Genomic DNA, 20,048 nt, shown 5'->3' with positions numbered 1-20,048 from the left:
GCGGACGTCAGGGTTCGCGACGCGACAACACGAATTCGAAACGGGACAGGTCAGCCGGCGTGGTGACCTTGAAGTTGTCTTCGCTGCCTTCCACCAGCAGCGGGCGCAGCCCCTGGCGCTCCATGGCCATGGCTTCGTCAGTGACGGCCACGCCGGCATCGGCCGCGTCCTGCAGCGCGCGCGCCAACTGGTAGCGGCGGAACAGCTGCGGGGTCAGCGCACGCCACAGGCGTTCACGCGGCTCGGTGGCATCGATACCACCGTCATCGCCGGCACGCTTGAGCGTATCGCGCACGGGCGCGGCCAGGATCGCGCCGACCGGGTCGGCACGGCCGACTTCCAGCAGGCGACCGAGATCGGCAGCGGCCAGGTTCGGGCGTGCGGCGTCGTGCACCAGCACGAAATCGTCCGCGCGCACGTCATCGGGCAACGCATGCAGGCCGGCCAGCACCGAGCCGGCGCGGGTGGCGCCGCCGATGCAGGTCAGAATGGGTTTGTCCGCCTGTGACTGCCAGCCCGGCCAGTCGGCGTCGTTCTCGGCGACCACCACCATCACTCCGGCCACGACCGGGTGCGAGAGCAGCGCCTCGAGGGTGTGGGCCAGCAACACGCGGTCGCCGGCCAGCAGATACTGCTTGGGCGTGGGCCCGCCGAAGCGGGTGCCACGGCCAGCAGCGGGAACCACCGCCCAGATGCCCGCCATCAGGGCACATCCTGGTGCGGCGCATCCGGATCGGTGACGGCCGTCGGCGCGCGCGGTGGCGGCACCGGCGCGTCTTCGACCACGCGGTAGAACTTCTCGCCGGGCTTGATCATGCCCAGCTCGCTGCGCGCGCGTTCTTCGATGGCGGCCTCGCCTTCCTTGAGGTCCTTGACCTCGGCAGCGAGCGCATCATTGCGCTGCTGCAGGCCGGCGTTGTCCCGCTTCTGGTTCTCGACCTGGGCCTCAAGCATCATCACTTCGCCCGAGTTGCCCGGCCCAAACCAGAAGCGGTACTGCAGCCATCCGAGCAGCAGCGCGAGCACCAGCAGCAGCCAGCGCCAGTCGCGCATCGGATCAGCGCTTCAGCGACACGAACGCGTCACGACCGGCGTAACGCGCGCCGGCACCGAGGGCTTCCTCGATACGCAGCAGCTGGTTGTACTTGGCCACGCGATCACTGCGGCACAGCGAGCCGGTCTTGATCTGGGTGGCGGTGGTGGCCACGGCGATGTCGGCGATGGTGGTGTCTTCGGTTTCGCCCGAACGGTGCGAGACGATCGAGGCGTAGTTGGCCGCGTGCGCCATGGCGATCGCTTCCAGGGTCTCGGTCAGGGTGCCGATCTGGTTGACCTTGATCAGGATCGCGTTGGCGGTGCCGGACTCGATGCCTTCCTTGAAGATCTTCGGGTTGGTGACGAACAGATCGTCGCCCACCAGCTGCACCTTGTTGCCGATGCGGTCGGTCAGCAGCTTCCAGCCGGCCCAGTCGTTCTCGGCCAGGCCGTCTTCGATGGTCACGATCGGGTACTGCGCGGCCCAGTCGGCCAGGAAGTCGACGAACTGCTCGGAGGTCAGGCGCTTGTTCTCGCCGACCAGGTTGTACTTGCCGTTCTCGTAGAACTCGCTGGAGGCCACGTCCAGGCCCAGCAGCACGTCTTCACCGGCGGTGTAGCCGGCCTTGCCGATGGCTTCCAGGATGGTGTCCAGCGCTTCGACGTTGCTGCGGAAGTCCGGTGCGAAGCCGCCTTCGTCGCCCACCGCCGTGCTCAGGCCGTGGCCCTTGAGCACCGACTTGAGCGAGTGGAAGATTTCGGTACCGGCACGCAGCGACTCGGAGAACGAGGTGAAGCCGACCGGCAGCACCATGAATTCCTGGAAATCGACGTTGTTGTCGGCATGCGCGCCGCCGTTGATGATGTTCATCATCGGCACCGGCAGGGTGACGTCGCGGCCGTTGGCCAGGTGCTGCCACAGCGCCTGCTTCTTCGAGGCGGCCACGGCGTGGGCGTTGGCCAGCGAAACCCCCAGCAGCGCGTTCGCGCCCAGGCGGCCCTTGTTCTCGGTGCCGTCCAGATCGATCAGGCGGCGGTCGAGGCCTTCCTGGTCGGCGGCATCGAAGCCCTTCAGCGCCGTGGCAATCGTGGTGTTGACGTTGGACACGGCGTTGCGCACGCCCTTGCCCAGGTAACGGGTCTTGTCGCCGTCACGCAGTTCCACGGCTTCCTTGGTGCCGGTCGAGGCGCCCGACGGCACCGCGGCACGACCGAACGAGCCGTCCTCGAGGATGACTTCGGCTTCCAGCGTGGGGTTGCCACGGCTGTCGAGGATTTCACGGGCGTGGATGCTGCGGATCGTGGTCATAGCGGGCCGGTTACCAGTCAGAGAGGGGGAGGCGCCGCCAACGCAGCGCCAAAAAAAACATGCCGCGTGATTATCCCTGCACACCCGCCACTTGCCAAATCGGCAGGGTGGCGGGCAGCACCCCGGCCACGCTGGTGTGGCGCGAGGTCAGCGACGGGATCAACAACACCAGCAGCAACAAAGCCAACAGGGCCAGCGCCACGCCGCCGCCGGCCGGTTGCCGGCGCAGCCGGAACGCCAGCACGCTGGCGGTCACGCAGGCCAGCGCAACGGTGCCGGTCAGTGACAGCGTGACCAGCAGCAACGGCCGCACCGAGCGCAGCGCGTTGTCACCGTCACCGGGCGAGCCGACGCTGGCGAACACCAACAGCACCAGCACGAACACACCGCCCCAGGCCATGATCGCCGCACCCAGCGCGACCCAGCCCCAGGCCCAGCCACGCCAGCCGCGGCGCACCGCAGGTGACGCCGGAACGTCGCCTGTCATGCGAAGCGCGAGAACCCGTGCTTCTTGGTGACCGCGTCGAGTTCCATCAGGGTTTCAAGCAGCTCCTCCATGCGGTCCAGCGGCCACGCGTTGGGGCCATCGGACAGCGCCTTGGACGGATCCGGGTGGGTCTCGGCGAACAGGCCGGACACACCGACAGCGACCGCCGCACGCGCCAGCACCGGCACGAACTCGCGCTGGCCACCGGAGCTGTTGCCCTGCCCGCCCGGCAGCTGCACCGAATGGGTGGCGTCGAACACGACCGGGCACCCGGTATCGCGCATCACCGACAGCGAACGCATGTCGCTGACCAGGTTGTTGTAGCCGAAGCTGGCACCGCGCTCGCAGACCATGATGTCCTGGTTGCCGGTGGCCTTGGCCTTCTCCACGACAGGTTTCATGTCCCACGGGGACAGGAACTGACCCTTCTTGATGTTGACCGGCTTGCCGGTCGCGCACACCTTGGTGATGAAATCGGTCTGGCGGACCAGGAAGGCCGGGGTCTGCAGCACGTCCACCACCGAGGCCACTTCGTCCATCGGGGTGTATTCGTGCACGTCGGTCAGCACCGGCACGCCGATCTGCTTCTTCACTTCGGCCAGGACCTTCAGGCCCTCTTCCATGCCCGGGCCGCGGAAGGCGGTGCCCGAGGTGCGGTTGGCCTTGTCGAAGCTCGACTTGAAGATGAAGTTGATGCCGAGGCGATCGGTGATTTCCTTCAACTTGCCAGCCACGTCCAGCTGCAGCTGCATCGACTCGATCACACACGGGCCGGCGATCAGGAACAGGGGCTGGTCGAGCCCGACGTCGAATCCACACAGTTTCATGGCGTTTCCTTGTTGTCCGGCGAACACTGGCCAGGCCAGCCGCCGTGGGTGATTAGCGCTCTGCAATGGGGGCACGCGGCCCCCACTGCAAGTGCGGCGTGCCGATCAGGCGGCTGCGTCCTGCGCCAGCTTGGCACCGGCCTTGCGCTCGCGCGCGGCACGGATGAAGCCGATGAACAGCGGGTGGCCTTCGCGCGGGGTGGACAGGAACTCCGGGTGCGCCTGGCAGGCCAGGAACCACGGGTGCTGGTCGCGCGGCAGCTCGATGACTTCCACCAGGGTGTCGTCCATCGACTTGCCGGCGATCACCAGGCCCGCATCTTCCAGCTGGGTGCGGTAGCGGTTGTTGAACTCGTAACGGTGGCGATGACGCTCGGAAACCACATCCTTGCCGTACAGCTCGCGGGCCAGCGTGCCCGGCTTCAGGCGCTGTTCCTGCAGGCCCAGGCGCATGGTGCCGCCCAGATCGCTCTTGTCGTCGCGCTTTTCCACATCGCCGGTGGCGGTGCGCCATTCGGTGATCAGGCCGATCACCGGGTTCGGCGACTGGCGGTCGTTCTCGGTGCTGTTGGCACCTTCCAGGCCGGCCACATGGCGGGCGAAATCGACCACCGCGGCCTGCATGCCGTAGCAGATGCCGAAGTACGGCACGCTGTGCTCACGGGCGAACTGCGAGCTCAGCACCTTGCCTTCGAAGCCACGGTCGCCGAAGCCGCCCGGCACCAGGATGCCGTCGACATCCTTGAGTGCGGCCAGATCGCTGTCTTCCAGTTCCTGCGCTTCGAGCCACTTCAGGTTGACCTTGGTGCGCTGGCGCAGGCCGCCGTGCTTGAGCGCCTCGCCAACCGACTTGTAGGCGTCCTGATGATCGACATACTTGCCGACCACCGCGATGGTGACCTCATCCAGCGGGTGCAGCGTGGCATCCACCGCCGCTTCCCACTCGGCCAGATCGACCGGGCCGGCCTTGTCGCCGAGCTTGAGCTGGTTGACGACGATGTCGTCCAGGCCCTGCGCGTGCAGGCCCATCGGAATGCGGTACAGCACGTCCACGTCCGGCACGCTGATCACGGCGCGCTCGGAGACGTTGGTGAACTGGGCGATCTTGCGGCGCTCCGAATCCGGCACCACCTGCTCGGAACGGCACAGCAGCACGTCCGGCTGGATGCCGATCGAGCGCAGTTCCTTGACCGAGTGCTGGGTCGGCTTGGTCTTCAGCTCGCCGGCAGCGGCGATGTACGGCACCAGGGTCAGGTGCATGAACAGCGCTTTCTCCGGGCCGCGCTCGGTGCGCACCTGGCGGATCGCCTCCAGGAACGGCAGCGACTCGATATCGCCCACAGTGCCGCCGATCTCCACCAGCGCCACGTCGAAGCCTTCGGTGGCCTCGTCCATGCAACGGCGGATTTCATCGGTGATGTGCGGGATGACCTGCACGGTGGCACCCAGGTAATCGCCGCGGCGCTCCTTGCGGATCACGTTCTCGTAGATGCGGCCGGTGGTGACCGAGTTCTTGCGGCTCAGGCGGGTGCGCACGAAGCGCTCGTAATGGCCCAGGTCCAGATCGGTCTCGGCGCCGTCATCGGTGACGTAGACCTCACCGTGCTGGAACGGGCTCATGGTGCCCGGGTCGACGTTGATGTACGGATCGAGCTTCATCATCGTCACCCGCAGGCCGCGGGCCTCGAGGATGGCGGCAAGCGACGCGGCGGCAATGCCTTTGCCGAGCGAGGACACTACGCCGCCGGTTACGAAGATCAAGGGAGTCATGGCTGGGGGTGTCCTGTCAGGAAGGGGGAAACGGCGCCGGCGCGCGGGGCGACGGACGACGTAAAGGGGAAAATCGGAACGATCCGGCTGGCGGCGGCGTCTTCACGCGCCAGGACCGGGATCAGGGGGGATACGGTGCGGGAGTGGGTCAGCGACGTCGGGTCAGCCGTGCCGGCCACTGTCTGGACCGTCACCTCCTGCCTACCCTGCTGGCGATCGCGCACGATCAGGCCAGTCCATTCGCTGATGGATGACACGCACTACTCCCGGAAAGCCATAGTTTACAGATTGACGGCCTCCAGCCCAAGGGGCGGATGACGGTCTTCACATAAAAAGAAGAGCCCCGGCGCGATACCGGGGCTCATGTTGACTACTTTTTCAGCTCCCCAGGTCTCTCGGGTGGAGAGCCCCCTTGGAGTTCAAGGGGGCGCGCCGACAGGCGCGGGGATGTGGAGGAGAGGGTGAGCGGGGCCCATGGTTTGCCGCGCAAACCGTGGGGAAGCGTCAGCGCGAAGCGCTTATCGCTTCTTCCGCGCTTCTTCCTCTTCTTCCTTCTGCGGGGCCTGCTCGCCCTTGGCCTTCATTTCGGCCGTGGCGGCGGCGCGGCGCTTGGCCTTGGCGTCCGCTTCCGCCTGGGCCTTGTCGGCCTGTTCGCCCTGCTGCGGCGTGGGCTGGCCCTGTCCGGCGTTCTGGGCCAGTGCCATGGGCACGGCCACCACGGCGGCGGCGATGGCAACGATGGTCAGCAACTTCTTCATGGGGTGCTCCTCGCGGTATGGCATGGAATGGGGCGCCGGAGGCTCCGGTTTCCCATCCAGCACAGTCTATCGCGCCCCGGTCGGCCGCCCCCTGAACGTGTGGCGTGCAAAAAACCCGTCCAGACCGCAAACTTCGCCGTCGCATTGCGCTTTATGAAGACAGATGAACGCCCGCTATAACGCCGCCGATATTGAAGTCCTGTCCGGCCTGGACCCGGTCAAGCGCCGCCCCGGCATGTACACCGACACCGCGCGCCCGAACCATCTGGCGCAGGAAGTCATCGACAATGCCGTCGACGAAGCCTTGGCCGGACATGCCCACACGGTCGAAGTCACGCTGTTCAAGGACGGCAGCTGCGAAGTCAGCGATGACGGCCGCGGCATGCCCGTGGACATCCACCCCGAGGAGAAGATCCCCGGCGTCGAACTGATCCTGACCCGCCTGCACGCGGGCGGCAAGTTCAACAACAAGAACTACACCTTCTCCGGCGGCCTGCATGGCGTTGGCGTCAGCGTGGTCAACGCGTTGTCCACCCTGGTGGAAGTGCACATCAAGCGCGAGGGGAGCGAACACCGCATTACCTTCCGCAACGGCGACCGCGCCACCCCGCTGGAAGTGGTCGGCAGCGTCGGCAAGAAGAACACCGGTACCCGCGTGCGCTTCTGGGCCGACCCGAAGTACTTCGATACGCCCAAGTACAACCTGCGTGCGCTGCGTCACCTGCTGCGCGCCAAGGCCGTGCTGTGCCCGGGCCTGACCGTGAAGCTTCTCGATGAAGCCACCGGCGAGCAGGACACCTGGTACTACGAAGATGGCCTGAGCGATTACCTCAAGGCCGAACTGGGCGAGCGCGAGATGCTGCCGGCCGACCTGTTCGTGGGTCACCTCAAGAAAGAAAACGAGATCGTGGACTGGGCCCTGGCCTGGATCCCCGAGGGCGAGCTGGTCCAGGAAAGCTACGTCAACCTGATCCCGACCGCCCAGCACGGCACCCACGCCAACGGCCTGCGCACCGGCCTGACCGAGGCGCTGCGCGAGTTCTGCGACTTCCGCAACCTGCTGCCGCGTGGCGTCAAGCTGGCCCCGGAAGATGTCTGGGACCGCGTGTCGTTCGTGCTGTCGCTGAAGATGACCGACCCGCAGTTCAGCGGCCAGACCAAGGAACGCCTGTCCTCGCGCCAGGCCGCCGGGTTCGTCGAAGGCGCCGCGCACGATGCCTTCAGCCTGCTGCTCAACCAGAACGTCGCATTGGGCGAGCAGATCGCGCAGCTGGCGATCGAGCGCGCCAGTGCGCGTTTGAAGACCGAGAAGCTGGTGACCCGCAAGAAGGTCACCCAGGGCCCCGCCCTGCCCGGCAAGCTGGCCGACTGCATCAGCCAGGACCTGTCGCGCACCGAGCTGTTCCTGGTCGAAGGCGACTCCGCCGGTGGCAGCGCCAAGCAGGCCCGTGACAAGGACTTCCAGGCGATCCTGCCGCTGCGCGGCAAGATCCTCAACACCTGGGAAGTGTCCTCGGGCAGCGTGCTGGCCTCCGAAGAAGTCCACAACCTCGCCATCGCGATCGGCTGCGACCCGGGCAAGGACGACATCGCCGGGCTGCGTTACGGCAAGGTCGTCATCCTGGCCGACGCCGACTCGGACGGCCTGCACATCGCGACCCTGCTGACCGCGCTGTTCCTCAAGCACTTCCCGGCGCTGGTGGATGCCGGCCACGTGTTCGTGGCGATGCCGCCGCTGTTCCGTGTCGACGTGGGCAAGCAGGTGTTCTACGCCCTGGACGAGGAAGAGAAGCGCACGATGCTGGACAAGATCGAGCGCGAGAAGATCAAGGGCCAGATCAGCGTGACCCGCTTCAAGGGCCTGGGTGAAATGAACCCGCAGCAGCTGCGTGAGTCCACCATCCATCCCGACACGCGCCGCCTGGTGCAGCTGACCATCGATGACGGCGAGCAGACCCATTCGCTGATGGACATGCTGCTGGCCAAGAAGCGCGCCAGCGACCGCAAGGGCTGGCTGGAAAAGAAGGGCGACCTGGCTTCACTGGAGGTCTGACCGACCGGTTGTGACACTGGAAAAACCCGCCTTCCGGCGGGTTTTTTCTTGGCGCGGAAGCACGCCAGGCATGGATGCAAGCGGTAGGAGCGGCTACCTTGGCCGCATCACCATCAGGGGAACCCCCATGCCGTTCGATCCCACCCTGCAACTGGAGAGCGCGCGCCTGGTGCTGACGCCCATCCGCGCGACAGACGCCCAGGCGTTGTTTGCGATCCAGGCCGGCCGTGCGGTGATGCGCTACTGGAACCACCCGGCGTGGACCGACCTCAAACAGGCCTACGTGCAGATCCTCGACGATCTGGCCGCGATCGATGCCGGCACGCAGCTCAAACTGGCGATCCGTGAACGTGCGGACGGGCCGCTGCTGGGCATCGTAGTGGTGTTCGCGATCGACGAAACCGCCAGGCGCGCGGAGATCGGCTATCACCTTGCCCCGTCGGCACAGGGCAAGGGCTACATGCACGAGGCGTTGTCACGGTTCGTGGCGTACCTGTTCGACGTGCTGCGCCTGCGGCGTCTGGAAGCGGAGATCGACCCGCGCAACGCCCCCTCGGCAAAGGTGCTGGCGCGGCTCGGCTTCCAGCGCGAGGGGCTGCTGCGGGAACGCTGGCGGGTCGCCGGCGAGGTATCCGATTCGGCCGTGTATGGGCTGCTGGCACGGGAGTGGCAGGGGCCAGGCAGCGCAGCGGCGGGGTGACCGTGCCCGGAAACGCCTCCGGCAAGTTCGGCCTCGGCATCCGCCTTGCCCACGAAAAAGCCCGCCTTCCGGCGGGCTTTTCGATGTTCAACCGCATGGACCGATCAGGCCCAGCCGAACAGTTCGAACAGACGCAGGATCAGGTACGCACAGCCGCCGGCGGCCGGGATGGTCAGGATCCAGGCCCACACGATGCGCTCGATCACGCCGAAGCGCAGCGAACGCGGGTTCTTGGCGAAGCCCACGCCCATGATCGCGGTGGAGATGCTGTGGGTGGTCGAGACCGGCATGCCGAAGTGCGCTGCCACGGTCAGGATCGTGGCCGAGCTCGTTTCCGCGGCGAAGCCGTGGATCGGGTGGAGCTTGACCATCTTGTGGCCCAGCGTCTTGATGATCTTCCAGCCACCCGATGCGGTACCGGCGGCCATCACCACGGCGCAGGTCAGCACGATCCACATCGCGATGCCGTCACCGGCGGTCGCGTCCGGGTGCATGAAGGCCAGCCAGGACGGCAGGTCGTTCAGCGCACCGGTTGCCTCGGCACCGATCAGGGTCATGGCGATGATGCCCATGGTCTTCTGCGCATCGTTGTGGCCGTGGGCGAAGCCCATGTAGGCCGCCGACACGATCTGCGCCTTGCCGAAGAACGCATTGACGATGCGCGGGCGGGCCAGACGGCCCAGGAAGCCACCGATCTTCGCCATGCCCGCGATCATGCCCCACAGCAGCAGCATCACCGCGATGCCGAGCAGGAAGCCGGCGATCGGCGAGGTGATCATCGGCAGGAACACCTTCCACAGCAGGCCCTTGTTCTGGGCCCAGGTGCCGATCCGCTCGGACCAGATCAGGGCATCCCAGTTGTTGTGGGCAGCGGCCAGGCCGGCGCCGCACAGGCCGCCGATCAGGGCGTGCGAGGACGAGGACGGCAGCCCCTTCCACCACGTGATCAGGTTCCAGATGATGCCGCCCAGCAGCGCACACAGGATCACCTGCGGGGTCACATCGACCACGTTGGTGTTGAGCAGGCCCGAAGCGATGGTCAGCGCGACGGCGGTGCCGGTCAGCGCGCCGATCAAGTTCATGAACGCGGCGAGCATCACCGCCCAGCCGGGCGAGAGCACTTTGGTCGCCACCACGGTGGCGATGGAGTTGGCGGTGTCGTGGAAGCCGTTGATGAACTCGAAAACGAGCGCGGCCAGGATCACCACCAGGACAAGGGTCAGCATGCTGTGGCGTCCGTCAGCTGTTCTTCAAGACGATCTGGTACGCCACCACGCCGGCCTCGCGGCAACGATCGATGGCCTTTTCCAGGATCTCGAAGAATTCCTTGAGCAGGAACATCTGCAGGCTGTCCAGGCGGCCGGAGTAGATGTCGCGGTACAGCTCGAGCATCAGACGGTCGGCTTCGTTTTCCAGCGAACGCAGCTTCTCGTTGAGCGCGGTCATCCGGTCCAGGTTCATGTGGCGCAGGTCATTGACCATCTCCACCACCACGCTGGCAGCCTGTTCCAGCATCGCCGCGCGCGGCGCGAAATCGATGTGTTCCAGATGCTGGGTGGCCAGCGAGTAGCGATCGGCGAACTTCTCGATCTGCTTGGGAATCTTGTAAAGCGCCGAGCCCAGCGCTTCGATGTCTTCGCGCTCGATCGGGGTCATGAAGCTGTCGACCAGCGCCTGGCTGATCTTGTCCGAGGCCGCGCGCTCGCGCAGGCGGGCCAGCTTGAAGGCGTCCAGGGCCGGCTGGCGGTCCGCTTCGCGCAGCATGGAGTGCAGCGCCTTGGAACTGTCCTGGGCGGCCTGGGCAGCCTCGTCCAGCAGGGTATAGAACTGTTTGCCGGAGCCAAAAATGGTCTGCAGAGAGAACATTGAGAAACCTATTCGCCGTCGAGGAAGGACGGCACCGGGCGGAATTATGACGGTTTGATGTCTGTTCCGGGTACTCCCCCCCTTCTTCACGCCGGGACGGCCCCGTCTGAACGACTCTGTTTGCACCCCTGCCCCGGCCTTTTGTTAAGATGCGCGGGCACCTTCGGGTGCACTCTATGGACGACGACCCTTACCCCCCGCCGCACCGCCGCGCTTACGCGCCCTCCGGTAGCCGACATCGCTTGAACACGCCCTCCCTGCCACCAACCGGGGAAGCCGCCCGTGTTTGAACTGATTATTGTCCTCGCCCTGATCCTGCTGAACGGTTTCTTCGCCATGTCCGAGATGTCGGTCATGACCTCGCGCAAGAGCCGGCTGAAGCAGATGGCAGGTTCCAGCAAGCGCGCCGAGCGTGCCCTGGCGCTCTCCGAGAAGCCCGAGAACTTCCTGTCCACGGTCCAGATCGGGATCACCCTGATCGGCATCCTGACCGGCCTGTTCGGTGGCGAGGCGATCGGCCTGACCATCGCCGAGTGGCTGCAGGGCATGTTCCCGGCGTTCGCCTATTCCGGCGTGGTCGGCAAGACCCTGGCCGTGGCCCTGATCACCTTCCTGACGCTGATCTTCGGCGAACTGGTGCCCAAGCGGCTGGCGTTGACCCGTTCGGAGGACATCGCGGGCCTGGTGGCGCTGCCCATGAGCTGGCTGGCGAGGATTGCCGCGCCCGGCGTCTGGCTGCTGTCCCACTCCACCCGCCTGGTGCTGCGCGTGCTGGGCCTGGGCAAGGACGAATCGGCCTCGGTGACGGAAGAGGAGATCCGCATGCTGGTGGCCGAGAGCCACGAGGCCGGCGTGATCGACGCCCATGAGCGCGACATGATGAACCGCGTCATGCGCCTGGGCGACCGCACCGCCGACAGCCTGATGACCCCGCGCAACCGGATCGCCTGGCTGGATACGCTGGCCGAGCCGGAGAAGAACATCGCGACCATGCGCGAGAACGAATTCTCGCGTTACCCGGTGTTCCGCGGCAACGATCAGGACATCGTCGGTGTGCTGGAGGTCAAGAGCCTGGTGACGCGCCTGGTGCGCGATGACCATTCGCTGTTCCAGAACCTGCGCGAGCCACTGTACGTCTCCGAATCCACCCATGCGATGAAGCTGCTGGAGATCTTCCGCGAGGAACAGCAGTCGATGGCGCTGGTGGTGGACGAATACGGCGAAATCCAGGGCCTGGTCACCATCAGCGACCTGATGGGCGCGGTGGTCGGCCGCCTGCAGTCGGTGGAGAACGTGGACGAGGACGCGTTGGTCGTGACCCGTGAGGACGGCTCGTTCCTGGTCGATGGCTCGCTCTCCATCGAAGACCTGCGCGAACTGATGGGCAACGCCGAGCTGCCCGATGCCGATGATGGCGACTACTACACGCTGGCCGGCATGTGCATCCACTATTTCGGCCGCATCCCGCATGCGGGCGAGTACTTCGATTGGGCCGGCTGGCGCATCGAGATCGTCGATCTCGACGGTGCCCGTGTCGACAAGCTGCTGCTGCGCACCCTGAGCGAAGACGAAACCGATGACATCACCGGCTGAGCCGACGCCGCCGGACCCGACGCGGCCGCAGTACCGCAACGAGGGTATCCGTACCCTGCTGGCGATGTTCGACCACGGTGACCCGGAGCAACGGCTGCTGCTCGGCCAGATCCTGCAGGATCTGCAGCAGAGCGCGTTTGGTGTGTTCCTGTTCGTGGCGATCCTGCCGGCCTTCATCCCGATCCCGGGGCTGGGCGGTGCAGTCAGTGGACCGCTGGTGGTGCTGATCGGCGCGCAGATGCTGTGCGGCATGCGCCGCCCCTGGCTGCCCGGCTTCATCCGCAACCGCGGACCCAAGCGCGGCACCATGCATCGGTTCCTGGAGCGCATCGACCGTCCGCTGCGGCGGCTGGACCGCCTGCTCAAGCCGCGGATGCCCGGCCTGCTGGTACCGCTGCCTGCGCATGCGTTCACCGGGCTGCTGCTGATCCTGATCGGCGTGCTGCTGTCGCTGCCGATCCCGCTCACCAATTATCTGTTCGGCTTCCAGCTGCTGCTGTTCGCGTTGGCACTGCTGGAACGCGATGGCGTGCTGATGCTGCTCAACTGGATCGGCGCGGTCGCCGCCGTGCTGTTCTTCGGCGTCAGTTCGGGGCAGCTGGTGGGCTATACGGTGGATCTGTTCCAGCGCTGGTTCGGCTGACGCCGGCACACCCCGGCACGCGACGTGCCATGAAAAAAGCCGACCCCGCGGCCGGCTTCAGCACAACAATGGCCGGCGCAAGGCCGGCCCTGTGAACCCGGTTACGCGCCGGGCTTGAGATCCACCGTGCCGGTGTCGGACATCGCGCCCGGATCATCGGTCACCGCCGACAGCACGAAATACAGCGCCTTGCCCAGCAGGCCGCCCGGGCCATCCCAGTACTCGGCCGATTCGGCGCTGACATGGATCAGGCGCAGGTTCGGGTCGTCCTTGCCGCCGGGGAAGAAGATCTTCATTGCCGGCGACCAGAGTTCGTCGATCTTGGCGCGGTCATTGACCACCCGCGCGGTACCCGAGACCGAGACATAGGTATTGCCCGACGGCGACGCGTAGGCCACGTTGACGCGCGGGTTGGCGGTGATTTCCGCGATCTTCGGGCTGTCGGCCCCGGTGGCGAACCACAGGTCGCCATCGAATTCGACTTCCTGCGTGCCCAGCGGACGACTGAACAAGCGTCCGTCCGCACCGACCGTGGTGAACATCGCGATGTCCACACCGCGGATCAGCTCGGCCAGTTGTTTGATGTGTTGCTGACGATCGTGCTCGGCCATGGGGTGGCTCCTGTAAGGGGAGCCACCATCACAGCCGATCGGCAGCTACGACGACGTGAACCGCGCGGTCACGCCTTCTTCGCACGCCGCGCCAGCCTCAGATCTGCAGTGCGCGCCATGCCTGCATCGCCAGCCCGAACGAGCGCTTGCGCGCGGCGTGGTCGTAGATATTGGCGGTGACCAGCACTTCATCCGGCTTGTGTCGCGCCACGAACGCGGCGAGGCCTTCCTGCACCTGCTGCACGTCACCGACCACCGCACAGGCCAACGCGCTCTGCACCCCGGCTTTTTCGTGCGGCTGCCAGAACGCTTCGATGTCGTCGATCGGCGGCGGGATCAGGCCGGGCAGGCCACGGCGAAGATTGACGAAGCTCTGCTGCTGGGTGGTGAACAAGCGCTTGGCCTCGGCTTCGGAATCGCTGGCGACCACGTTCAAGCCCAGCACCGCGTATGGCGCCTGCAGATACTGCGAGGCACGGAATTCGCGGCGGTAGACCGCCAGCGCTTCATCCATCGCGTCCGGCGCAAAGTGGGAGGCGAACGCGAACGGCAGGCCCATCGCCGCCGACAGCCGCGCACTGAACAGACTGGAGCCCAGCAGCCACACCGGCACCGGGATGCCCGCACCGGGCACGGCGCGCACGGCCTGGCCCTTCTGGGCCGGCTCGAAGTAATGCAGCAGCTCACGCACGTCCTGCGGGAACTGGTCGGCGCTGTCGAAGTAACGGCGCAGTGCGCGGGCGGTCGGCTGGTCGGTGCCGGGCGCGCGGCCCAGGCCGAGGTCGATGCGGTCCGGGTACAGCGAGGCCAGCGTGCCGAACTGCTCGGCCACCTGCAGCGGCGAGTGATTGGGCAGCATGATGCCGCCGGCACCGACGCGGATGCGCTTCGTGCCCCCGGCCACATGACCGATCAGCACCGCGGTGGCGGCGCTGGCGATGCCGGGCATGTTGTGGTGCTCGGCCAGCCAATAGCGGTGGAAGCCCCACCCTTCGGCGTGCTGGGCCAGGTCCAGCATGTTGGCGAAGGCCTGCGTGGTGTCGCTGCCTTCGCAGACCGGCGCCAGATCAAGAATCGACAGCTGCATCATGAATGCTCGTTCCAACCAGGAGATATCCCACTGAGATGGGGCTGTCCGGCCGGTTTGCCACCGCCCACAAGGCACAGGTGGCAAGACGCTGATTTCCGTCTCGCGACCATTCAGGACAATCAGGGCCGTGAAGACGGCTCAGGCGGCGCCGGCGTCCTGATCGACCAGCGGCTGCAGGGCCGCATCCAGCGCCACGCGCTCGTCGAAGACGAAGCAGCGGCCGTCATACCCCTCACCGCCTACGGCCTCGAAATAGCCCAGGATGCCGCCGTCCAGCTGCAGGACGTTGTCCATGCCATCGTTGCGCATCCACAGCGCCGCCTTCTCGCAGCGGATGCCGCCGGTGCAGAAGCTGACCACGGTGCTGTCCTTGAGCGCTTCGCGGTGCGGGGCCAGGGCCTCGGGCAGATCGGTGAACTTGGTGATCGGCAGCACCAGTGCGTGCTGAAAGGTGCCGTACTCGATTTCCTGGGTATTGCGGGTGTCCAGCATCACCACCGGCTTGCCGGCGTCGTCGTGCCCCTGGCGCAGCCAGCGCTGCACCGTGGCCGGATCGATCGAGGGCGCGCGCGGGTAGGCCAGCGGCTGGCCGTCGTCGATGCGGAAACTGATGATCTCCGGCTTGACCTTGGCCTTGAGCCTGGCGAACGGCTGCATCTGGCTGTAGCTGGTCTTCACCCGCAGCCCGGCAAACCGCGCATCGGCGCGCAGGGCGGCGTAGAAGCCGTCGATCTGCGGCTCGGCGCCGGCCAGGAACAGGTTGATGCCCTCGCCCGCCACCAGGATCGTGCCGCGCAGCTGCGCGGCGGTCGCCCGTTCCAGCAGGGTCGCGCACAGCGCGTCCGGCTCGGCGACGGGGGTGAAGTGGTAGGCGGCGGTATTGGCGATCATCCCGCCATTTTAGCCGCTGGGCAGGCGCTACGCCTGACCCGCCCGGGAATCAGCCGCGCAGCAGCACGAACGGCAGCAGCACCAGCGCGGTCGCGACGGCCATGCCGAGCAGCACCGCCACCACGAACACCGGGCGCCGCCGGATCAGGCTGCCGAAGGTTTCGGCCGTGCCTTCGCGCAGCGCGGCCTCACGCTCACCGCGGACGCGCTCGCCGCGTGCCTGCTGGTACTCGGCCATCAGCGCCTTGGCCCGGGGGTGATCGGCGTCATCGCGGACCCAGATCCCGCCAAAGGAGATTCCCCAGGGGCTGGGCTCGGTGCGGTAGTGGGCGATGCCCGCCTTGTCCAGCAGGGCGGTGACATCCTGGATTTCATCGTCCGCGACATTGCGCAGGTTGAGCAGCAGTTTCGACATGCGCCCATGATAGCGCCCGGCGATGCGCTACCCTTGCGTCCCCGTTTTTTGGATCCGGAGCCCGCCCATGCGCCGTCTGCCGCGTTACCTGCTCGCCCCCCTGATGTTGTCGCTGCTGGCTGCCTGCACCCCGCCCGGCCCGCCGCCCGGTGGCAGCATCGCGCAGTTCGAGAAGATCGATACCCAGCCGGGCACCGGCGCCGAGGCTACGCCCGGCAGCAAGGTCACCGTGCATTACACCGGGTGGATCTACGACGAGCGCACCGCCGACAAGCATGGCGACAAGTTCGACAGCTCGGTCGACCGCGGCGAGCCCTTCACCTTCAACCTCGGCCAGGGCCAGGTCATCAAGGGTTGGGACGAGGGCTTTGCCGGCATGAAGGTCGGCGGCAAGCGCACCCTGATGATTCCGGCCGAGTATGGCTACGGCGCACGGGGTGCCGGCCCGATCGCGCCGAACGCCTCGCTGGTGTTCGATGTTGAACTGCTCGACGTCAAGCCGCGTTGATCCTGCCTGCATGAGCATTGCCGTGAACACCCCACGCCGGGTCGCGATCATCGGCGGCGGCCCCGCCGGCCTGATGGCGGCGGAAACCGTGCGCGCTGCCGGCCACACGGTCGATCTGTACGAAGCCAAGGGATCGCCCGGGCGCAAGTTCCTGATCGCCGGCAAAGGCGGCCTCAACCTGACCCACTCCGATGCGCGTGAGGTGTTCGTCTCGCGCTACCGCGAGCGCGCGGAGGCAGTGGGCGGCTGGTTGGCCGATTTCGATGGCGAGGCGCTGCGTGCCTGGGCGCTGGCGTTCGGCGTGGACACCTATGTGGGTAGTTCGGGACGTGTGTTCCCGGTCGACCGCAAGGCCGCCCCGCTGTTGCGCGGCTGGGTGCGCCGGCTGAAGGAACAGGGGGTGCGCTTCCACGTGCAGCACCGCTGGACTGGCTGGGATGACGCGGGCGCACTGCGCTTTGAGACCCCCGAGGGCACGACCACGATCACGGCCGATGCGGTGGTGTTCGCGCTCGGCGGTGGCAGTTGGCCGGAGCTCGGCTCGGATGGTGCGTGGGTGGCGCCGATGACCGCCAGCGGCATCGACATCGCCCCGCTGAAGCCGGCCAACTGTGGCTTCGACATCGGCTGGACGCCCTACTTCAGCGAGCGCCAGGCGGGTGCCCCGCTCAAGCCGGTGGTGGCGCACTGGACCGACCTGCAGGGTGAAGCGCGCTCGCTGCAGGGCGAATGCGTGATCACCGCGACCGGCATCGAAGGCAGCCTGATCTACGCGCTGTCGGCCGATCTGCGCGACGGCCTGGCCCGCGACGGCCAGGTGACCCTGCAGCTGGACCTGCTGCCGGGCCAGACCGAAGCGCAGGTAGCGGAGAAACTGGGCAAGCCACGCCAGGGCCGAAGTTTCGGCGAGGTCCTGCGCCGCCAGCTGGGCCTGGGCGGGGTCAAATCCGCGCTGCTGTTCGAGGTACTGGGTCGCGAGGCCGGGCAATTGCCGCTGGACCAGATCGCGCATGCGCTCAAGCGCCTGCCGCTGGCCCTGCAGCACCCGCGCCCGATCGATGAAGTGATCAGCACCGCCGGCGGCGTGCGCCTGGAAGCGCTGGATACGCAGCTGATGCTGCGCGGGCGCCCGGGCACCTTCTGTGCCGGCGAGATGCTGGACTGGGAAGCGCCGACCGGCGGCTATCTGCTGACCGCCTGCTTTGCCAGCGGGCTGCGCGCCGGGCGTGGCGTGGTGGCGTGGTTGGCGCAGGCGTGAATCGAGAGGTGCCGGCCAGCGGCCGGCACTACCGAGGTAGTGCGCACCGTGGCGTGCCGGACCGCCTGTCAGGACATGCAATCGGTAGTGCCGGCCGCTGGCCGGCATCAGCGCCCGCGCTGCATCCGCACCGAGGCGAGCGACACGCCGCTGGGGTGCGGGTAGTCCTCCTCGCGCAGCACTTCAAAACCACAGCGACGATAGAACGGGACCGCATTGAGCGAGGCCGAGAGCACCAACGGCCGCGCCGGATCCGCAAGCGCCTGCATGGCCTGCATCAAGGTCAGGCCGATGCCACGGCCGCCACAGTCGGGATCGACGAACAATGCATCGATCTCGTTGCCGGCCAGATCGATCACGCCGTAGCCCAACAGTGCGCCATCGGCATCTTCGGCAATCACGCCGCCGCCGGCGGCGAGCAGCGCGCGGTAGTGTTCCGGCGGCGGTGAGGCCGACCACGGCCCGATCACCTCCGGCGGATAGGCCGCGCTGCACAGTTCACGTACGCAGCGCGTGCGCAGCAGCCACAGTCTGTCCGCCTCCTCGGCACGGCCAACGCGCAAACGCACGTCGCGCGCATCGGTCATCGCGATTTGCTCGTCCGCAGCGCCTGGATGCGCGCCGGCGGCTGGAACGAATCGCTGCGCGCATCGGCCCAGTAATCGTGGAAGACCGCATGGTCGGGCACTTTGCGCAGCAGCTCGCCCGGGGCCAGATAGCGGTACAGCGAGGCCAGTGAGCGGATTTCCACCGGCGAGACGCGGCGCAGGATGTGCTCCGGGCCCAGCTCGGAAGGATCGTTCAAGCCGGCCGCGCACAGCAGGTCGCGCAGCGCGCGCAGGGTGTTCTCATGGTAGTTGTGCACGCGCGTGGCCTTGTCGGCCGCGTCCAGGTGACGCCAGCGATGCGGGTTCTGCGTGGCGATGCCGGTCGGGCATTTATCGCTGTGGCAGCTCAGCGACTGAATGCAGCCCAGCGCGAACATGAAGCCACGCCCGGCATTGCACCAGTCCGCGCCCAACGCGATGGTGCGTGCGATCTCGAAGGCACTGGTGACCTTGCCGGCCGCACCCACACGGATGCGATCGCGCAGGTCCAGCCCGACCAGCGTGTTGTGCACCAGCAACAGCGCTTCGTGCATCGGCACCCCCACGTGATCGATGAACTCGGCCGGCGCCGCACCGGTACCGCCCTCGGCGCCATCGACCACGATGAAATCCGGCAGCAGCCCGGTTTCCTGCATCGCCTTGGCGATACCGAACCACTCCCAGGGGTGACCGATGGCCAGCTTGAACCCGACCGGCTTGCCGCCGGACAACTCCCGCAGCCGCGCAACGAACTGCAGCAGTTCCACCGGCGTATTGAACGCGCTGTGCTTGGACGGCGATACGCAATCCACGCCCATCGGCACGCCGCGGGTGATCGAAATCTCTTCGCTCACTTTCGCCGCCGGCAGCACGCCGCCATGGCCGGGCTTGGCGCCCTGCGAGAGCTTGATCTCGATCATCTTGACCTGATCATGGGTGGCATTGGCGACGAACTTCTCTTCGCTGAAACCACCGGCATCGTCACGGCACCCGAAGTAACCCGAGCCGATTTCCCAGACCAGGTCGCCGCCCATTTCGCGGTGATACGGCGAAATCGAGCCTTCGCCGGTGTCGTGATAGAAGCTGCCACGGCGCGCGCCTTCGTTGAGGGCGCGGATCGCGTTCGCCGACAACGAGCCGAAGCTCATCGCGGAGATGTTGAACACACTGGCCGAATACGGCTTGGCGCAGTTCGGGCCGATCTGGATGCGGAAATCGTGGTGGCCGATCTCGGTCGGCGCCAGCGAATGGTTGATCCACTCGTAGTCCACCGCATAGGTGCTGCGCAGCGTGCCGAACGGCACCACGTCCATTTCATTCTTGGAGCGCTGGTAGATCAGCGCGCGCTGCTGGCGCGAGAACGGCACATCCTCCAGATCGCTCTGCACGAAGTACTGGCGGATCTCCGGCCCGATCGATTCCAGCCCGTAGCGGAAGTGGGCCATCACCGGATAGTTGCGCCGCAGCGTGCTGCGCTTCTGCAGCAGATCCCAGGTGCCCAGCAGCACCAGCAACGCCGTCACGCCGACGCCCCAGTACCAGGCGGGCCAGATCGTGGCCAACCACACGCAGACCGGGAACAACAGGATGGCGAGCAGATACGCGAGATAGCGATGCATGGCTTTCCTCAATCAATAGCTGCCCCCG

At 66.7% G+C, this 20,048-nt stretch carries 22 protein-coding genes; 6 read left to right on the top strand and 16 right to left on the bottom strand.

Features of this window, described 5'->3' with window-relative positions:
- Positions 1-7: 7 nt before the first annotated feature.
- The 8 genes from ispD to ACW6W5_RS08410 form a co-directional block, all read right to left on the bottom strand.
- Positions 8-706 carry a 2-C-methyl-D-erythritol 4-phosphate cytidylyltransferase gene (gene ispD, locus ACW6W5_RS08445; RefSeq protein ID WP_152151506.1) on the bottom strand — a complete coding sequence of 233 codons (699 nt, stop codon included), beginning with the start codon at positions 704-706 and terminating at the stop codon, positions 8-10.
- Positions 703-1,053: a cell division protein FtsB gene (gene ftsB, locus ACW6W5_RS08440; protein WP_121041759.1), complete on the bottom strand. Its 351-nt coding sequence runs from the start codon at positions 1,051-1,053 to the stop codon at positions 703-705. Before ftsB ends, ispD begins: the two co-directional genes overlap by 4 nt.
- Before the next feature lie 4 nt (positions 1,054-1,057).
- Positions 1,058-2,344 (bottom strand): phosphopyruvate hydratase, encoded by a 1,287-nt coding sequence (gene eno / locus ACW6W5_RS08435; protein ID WP_121041757.1) that lies wholly within the window; start codon positions 2,342-2,344, stop codon positions 1,058-1,060.
- A 70-nt stretch (positions 2,345-2,414) separates the two neighbouring features.
- On the bottom strand, positions 2,415-2,831 hold the full coding sequence (locus ACW6W5_RS08430) for a hypothetical protein (RefSeq protein WP_152151504.1): 417 nt from the start codon (positions 2,829-2,831) through the stop codon (positions 2,415-2,417).
- On the bottom strand, positions 2,828-3,658 hold the full coding sequence (gene kdsA, locus ACW6W5_RS08425) for a 3-deoxy-8-phosphooctulonate synthase (RefSeq protein WP_088433181.1): 831 nt from the start codon (positions 3,656-3,658) through the stop codon (positions 2,828-2,830). Before kdsA ends, ACW6W5_RS08430 begins: the two co-directional genes overlap by 4 nt.
- A 105-nt stretch (positions 3,659-3,763) precedes the next feature.
- The gene (locus ACW6W5_RS08420) at positions 3,764-5,428 is read right to left on the bottom strand and encodes a CTP synthase (protein WP_121041753.1); all 1,665 of its coding nucleotides are present in this window, start codon (positions 5,426-5,428) and stop codon (positions 3,764-3,766) included.
- The gene (locus tag ACW6W5_RS08415) at positions 5,425-5,685 is read right to left on the bottom strand and encodes a hypothetical protein (RefSeq protein WP_121041751.1); all 261 of its coding nucleotides are present in this window, start codon (positions 5,683-5,685) and stop codon (positions 5,425-5,427) included. The genes ACW6W5_RS08420 and ACW6W5_RS08415 overlap by 4 nt, the downstream gene beginning before the upstream one ends.
- A gap of 261 nt (positions 5,686-5,946) precedes the next feature.
- A complete protein-coding gene (locus ACW6W5_RS08410) occupies positions 5,947-6,186 on the bottom strand; it encodes a hypothetical protein (protein ID WP_088433184.1) in 240 nt (79 codons plus the stop codon).
- A 163-nt stretch (positions 6,187-6,349) separates the two neighbouring features.
- Between ACW6W5_RS08410 and parE the strand changes: the two genes are divergently transcribed.
- Positions 6,350-8,239 carry a DNA topoisomerase IV subunit B gene (gene parE, locus ACW6W5_RS08405; RefSeq protein ID WP_121041749.1) on the top strand — a complete coding sequence of 630 codons (1,890 nt, stop codon included), beginning with the start codon at positions 6,350-6,352 and terminating at the stop codon, positions 8,237-8,239.
- Between the two features lie 127 nt (positions 8,240-8,366).
- Positions 8,367-8,939, top strand: a complete 573-nt coding sequence (locus ACW6W5_RS08400) for a GNAT family N-acetyltransferase (protein ID WP_152151502.1) — start codon at positions 8,367-8,369, stop codon at positions 8,937-8,939.
- 104 nt (positions 8,940-9,043) lie between these two features.
- Here ACW6W5_RS08400 and ACW6W5_RS08395 read toward each other — a convergent pair whose 3' ends face one another.
- Entirely contained in the window at positions 9,044-10,165 is a 1,122-nt protein-coding gene (locus tag ACW6W5_RS08395) for an inorganic phosphate transporter (protein WP_121041745.1), read from the bottom strand.
- Positions 10,166-10,178: 13 nt separating this feature from the next.
- The gene (locus ACW6W5_RS08390; RefSeq protein WP_121041743.1) at positions 10,179-10,805 is read right to left on the bottom strand and encodes a DUF47 domain-containing protein; all 627 of its coding nucleotides are present in this window, start codon (positions 10,803-10,805) and stop codon (positions 10,179-10,181) included.
- Positions 10,806-11,087: 282 nt separating this feature from the next.
- Between ACW6W5_RS08390 and ACW6W5_RS08385 the strand changes: the two genes are divergently transcribed.
- Positions 11,088-12,398 (top strand): hemolysin family protein, encoded by a 1,311-nt coding sequence (locus ACW6W5_RS08385; RefSeq protein WP_152151500.1) that lies wholly within the window; start codon positions 11,088-11,090, stop codon positions 12,396-12,398.
- On the top strand, positions 12,382-13,041 hold the full coding sequence (locus tag ACW6W5_RS08380; RefSeq protein ID WP_121041739.1) for an exopolysaccharide biosynthesis protein: 660 nt from the start codon (positions 12,382-12,384) through the stop codon (positions 13,039-13,041). Before ACW6W5_RS08385 ends, ACW6W5_RS08380 begins: the two co-directional genes overlap by 17 nt.
- Before the next feature lie 101 nt (positions 13,042-13,142).
- Here the strand turns inward: ACW6W5_RS08380 and ACW6W5_RS08375 are convergent, their stop codons facing one another.
- From ACW6W5_RS08375 to ACW6W5_RS08360, 4 genes are all read right to left on the bottom strand, one after another.
- Positions 13,143-13,652 carry a pyridoxamine 5'-phosphate oxidase family protein gene (locus ACW6W5_RS08375; RefSeq protein ID WP_121041737.1) on the bottom strand — a complete coding sequence of 170 codons (510 nt, stop codon included), beginning with the start codon at positions 13,650-13,652 and terminating at the stop codon, positions 13,143-13,145.
- Positions 13,653-13,749: 97 nt separating this feature from the next.
- Positions 13,750-14,742, bottom strand: coding sequence for an LLM class flavin-dependent oxidoreductase (locus tag ACW6W5_RS08370; RefSeq protein WP_121041735.1), 993 nt, complete (start codon positions 14,740-14,742; stop codon positions 13,750-13,752).
- A 138-nt stretch (positions 14,743-14,880) separates the two neighbouring features.
- Entirely contained in the window at positions 14,881-15,633 is a 753-nt protein-coding gene (locus ACW6W5_RS08365; protein ID WP_152151498.1) for a sulfurtransferase, read from the bottom strand.
- A 49-nt stretch (positions 15,634-15,682) separates the two neighbouring features.
- Positions 15,683-16,048, bottom strand: a complete 366-nt coding sequence (locus tag ACW6W5_RS08360; protein WP_121041731.1) for a DUF6164 family protein — start codon at positions 16,046-16,048, stop codon at positions 15,683-15,685.
- A 67-nt stretch (positions 16,049-16,115) separates the two neighbouring features.
- Here ACW6W5_RS08360 and ACW6W5_RS08355 point away from each other — a divergent pair, with 67 nt between their 5' ends.
- Both ACW6W5_RS08355 and ACW6W5_RS08350 read left to right on the top strand, forming a co-directional pair.
- Positions 16,116-16,556 (top strand): FKBP-type peptidyl-prolyl cis-trans isomerase, encoded by a 441-nt coding sequence (locus ACW6W5_RS08355; protein ID WP_152151496.1) that lies wholly within the window; start codon positions 16,116-16,118, stop codon positions 16,554-16,556.
- Between the two features lie 10 nt (positions 16,557-16,566).
- Positions 16,567-17,814: a TIGR03862 family flavoprotein gene (locus ACW6W5_RS08350; RefSeq protein ID WP_152151494.1), complete on the top strand. Its 1,248-nt coding sequence runs from the start codon at positions 16,567-16,569 to the stop codon at positions 17,812-17,814.
- 107 nt (positions 17,815-17,921) lie between these two features.
- Here ACW6W5_RS08350 and ACW6W5_RS08345 read toward each other — a convergent pair whose 3' ends face one another.
- Complete coding sequence (locus ACW6W5_RS08345) at positions 17,922-18,401, bottom strand: GNAT family N-acetyltransferase (protein WP_121041725.1); 480 nt, start codon at positions 18,399-18,401, stop codon at positions 17,922-17,924.
- Positions 18,398-20,020, bottom strand: a complete 1,623-nt coding sequence (locus ACW6W5_RS08340; RefSeq protein ID WP_121041723.1) for an FMN-binding glutamate synthase family protein — start codon at positions 20,018-20,020, stop codon at positions 18,398-18,400. The genes ACW6W5_RS08345 and ACW6W5_RS08340 overlap by 4 nt, the downstream gene beginning before the upstream one ends.
- Positions 20,021-20,048 lie beyond the last annotated feature (28 nt).

This window comes from Stenotrophomonas sp. IS26 (assembly GCF_054188265.1).
Note: the sequence above shows the minus strand (reverse complement) of the source record. Positions and strands in the feature narration are given on the sequence as shown.